This is a genomic window from Streptomyces graminilatus (assembly GCF_001418565.1).
Classification (GTDB): Bacteria; Actinomycetota; Actinomycetes; order Streptomycetales; family Streptomycetaceae; genus Streptomyces; species Streptomyces graminilatus.
On the sequence record NZ_LIQQ01000776.1, the window covers coordinates 1 to 2,447 of the forward strand.

The 2,447-nt window shown below is 70.7% G+C and carries 3 protein-coding genes; 2 read left to right on the forward strand and 1 reads right to left on the reverse strand.

Annotation, left to right across the window (positions count from 1 at the left end):
* On the reverse strand, positions 1–767 hold a 767-nt coding region (locus AOK08_RS41420), incomplete at its 3' end, for a class II aldolase/adducin family protein (protein ID WP_107101179.1).
* Between the two features lie 143 nt (positions 768–910).
* On the opposite strand from AOK08_RS41420, the gene AOK08_RS41425 reads away from it, so the two are divergent.
* Both AOK08_RS41425 and AOK08_RS41430 read left to right on the forward strand, forming a co-directional pair.
* Positions 911–2,161, forward strand: coding sequence for an inorganic phosphate transporter (locus tag AOK08_RS41425; protein WP_055535686.1), 1,251 nt, complete (start codon positions 911–913; stop codon positions 2,159–2,161).
* Between the two features lie 73 nt (positions 2,162–2,234).
* Positions 2,235–2,447 (forward strand): hypothetical protein (locus AOK08_RS41430; RefSeq protein WP_055535688.1); only part of this gene is annotated, 213 nt, incomplete at its 3' end.

A 2,447-nucleotide genomic window follows, 5' to 3' on the forward strand; every position in this document is an offset into this window, starting at 1 on the left:
TGACGGCGTCCTCGCTGCCCGGACTGTCCCCGACGCTGCTGTCGGAGGAACAGGTGAGAGAGGCGGGGGAGCGGCTCAAGGGGTACGGGCAGCGAGGACGCCGTCAGCCAGACGCGGCACATCCACTCGAGCTGGGCGGTGCGGTCGTACGCCTGGTCGAGGGTGGCGCCGTGGGCGAGTGTGCCGTGGTTCTGGAGGAGGCAGGCGGTGCGGTCGGCCAGGGCCCGGAGCGTGTTCTCGGCCAGCTCCTGGGTGCCGTAGGCCGCGTACGGGGCGACTCGTACGGGGCCGCCGAGGTCGCCCGCCATGTAGTGGATCAGCGGCAGCTCGCGTACGAGCGTCGAGGCGGCGGTCGCGTGGACGGCGTGGGTGTGGACGATGGCGCGGGCGTCGGTGGCGCGGTAGACGGCGAGATGCATGGGCAGTTCGCTCGTCGGGGTCAGGGTGCCGAGGACCTGGCGGCCGGTCAGGTCGACGCCGATGACATCGGCGGGGAGGAGTTTCCGGTACGGAACGCCGGACGGTGTGACCAGGACGGTGTCCCCCACTCGCACGGAGACGTTGCCGGAGGTGCCGACCACCAGACCGTCGGCCACCGTGCGGCGGGCCGTGGCGACGAGCTCGGCCCAGGCGCGCGCCGTTTCAGAGGACACGGCCGCTTCACGGGACGAGGCCGTTTCACGGGGCACGGCGTAGCCCTCCGCCGCATCCGCGCCCTGCACGTCGTCCCGCCCGTCGTGCCCGTCCCGCCGCTGCCGCTCAGTCATGCCCCGATCCTGCCAGGCACGGTCCCGGACCGCTGCCCCACCTCAAGTCACCCCCTGGCCCCCGCCAGTTCATCTTCCGTTCATTCAGGTTACTTACGGTCCAACGGCCACTGTCGTCCCGAAGAAATCTGGGTATTGGGTACATGGAAAACTTCTCGCTGATCCTCGCGATCGTGGTCGTCACCGCGCTCGCGTTTGATTTCACGAACGGTTTCCACGACACCGCCAACGCGATGGCCACCACCATCTCGACCGGCGCACTGAGACCCAAGGTCGCGGTGGCCATGTCTGCCGTCCTCAACCTGGTGGGCGCCTTCCTCTCCGTGGAGGTCGCCAACACGATCTCCAAGGGCCTCGTCGACGAGAGCGGCATCCGTCCCGAGGTGATCTTCGCGGCGCTGGTCGGGGCGATCCTCTGGAACCTGCTGACCTGGCTGGTCGGGCTCCCCTCCAGCTCCTCGCACGCCCTGATGGGCGGCCTGATCGGCGCGACCATCGCCTCGGCGGGCACGGGCGCCGTCCACGGCGACGTGCTGGTGACGAAGGTGCTGCTCCCGGCGGTCGCCGCGCCGCTGGTGGCGGGCATCGCGGCCATGCTGGCGACCCGTCTGTCCTACACGCTCGGCGCCGGGCGGGCCGAGGGCAGGGCGGCGGAGAAGGGCTTCCGGGTCGGCCAGATCGCCTCCGCGGGCCTGGTGTCGCTGGCCCACGGCACGAACGACGCGCAGAAGACGATGGGCATCATCACCCTCGCCCTGGTCGCGGGCGGCGCCGTCTCCCCCGACTCCGATCCCCCGGTGTGGGTCATCCTCTCCGCGGGCCTGGCCATCGCGCTCGGCACGTATCTGGGCGGCTGGCGCATCATCCGCACGATGGGCAAGGGCCTGACCGACCTCCAGCCCCAGCAGGGCTTCGCCGCCCAGACCAGCGCGGCGACGGTCATCCTGGCCTCCTCCCACCTCGGCTTCTCCCTCTCCACCACTCACTCGGTGTCGGGTTCGGTGATGGGCGCGGGCCTCGGCCGCAAGGGTGGCGTGGTCCGCTGGTCGACGGCGACCCGGATGTTCGTGGCGTGGGGGCTGACGCTGCCCGCGGCGGCTGTCGTCGGCGCGCTGGCGGAGTACGTCACCGGCCTGGGCGACTGGGGTACGGCCCTGGTGGCCGTCTTCCTCATCGCCTCCAGCACGGCGATCTGGTTCGTCTCGCGCCGTGAGGTGATCGACCACACGAACGTCAACCACGTCGAGGACGTCAAGGCCGTCGAGGACGTCAAGGCCGTCGAGGACACAGACCCCGCCGGTGCGGTGACGGCGGGCACCGTCACCGACGATCTGACGGCGACCATCCCCTCCCCGCCCGAGGCTTCGGCGAAGCCGTCGGCCACGGCGCTCTGAGTCCGGCCCCGGTCCGAGCAGGAGTCCGAGCAGGAATCCGAGCGAGAAGCAGCAGGAAGCAGAAGGAAGCAACATGAAGATCGACTGGGCGGCTCTCGGTTCCGTCTTCGGCGTCAGCCTCGTCATCACCGTGGCCATGGTGGGCGTGTTCACCCTGGGCATCGTCGGACTCGCGCGCCGCGAACGGGCGGTCGCACAGGGCGAGTCGGCCGGCCTGGCCGTCACGGGGGCGTACGCCTGCTTCGCCGCCTGCGCGGCGGTGGTGGCGTACGGCATCTATCTGATC

Bases quoted from the DNA above. Each gene is read 5' to 3' on its own strand.
- AOK08_RS41425 (WP_055535686.1), top strand. From the start codon at position 911: ATGGAAAACTTCTCGCTGATCCTCGCGATCGTGGTCGTCACCGCGCTC.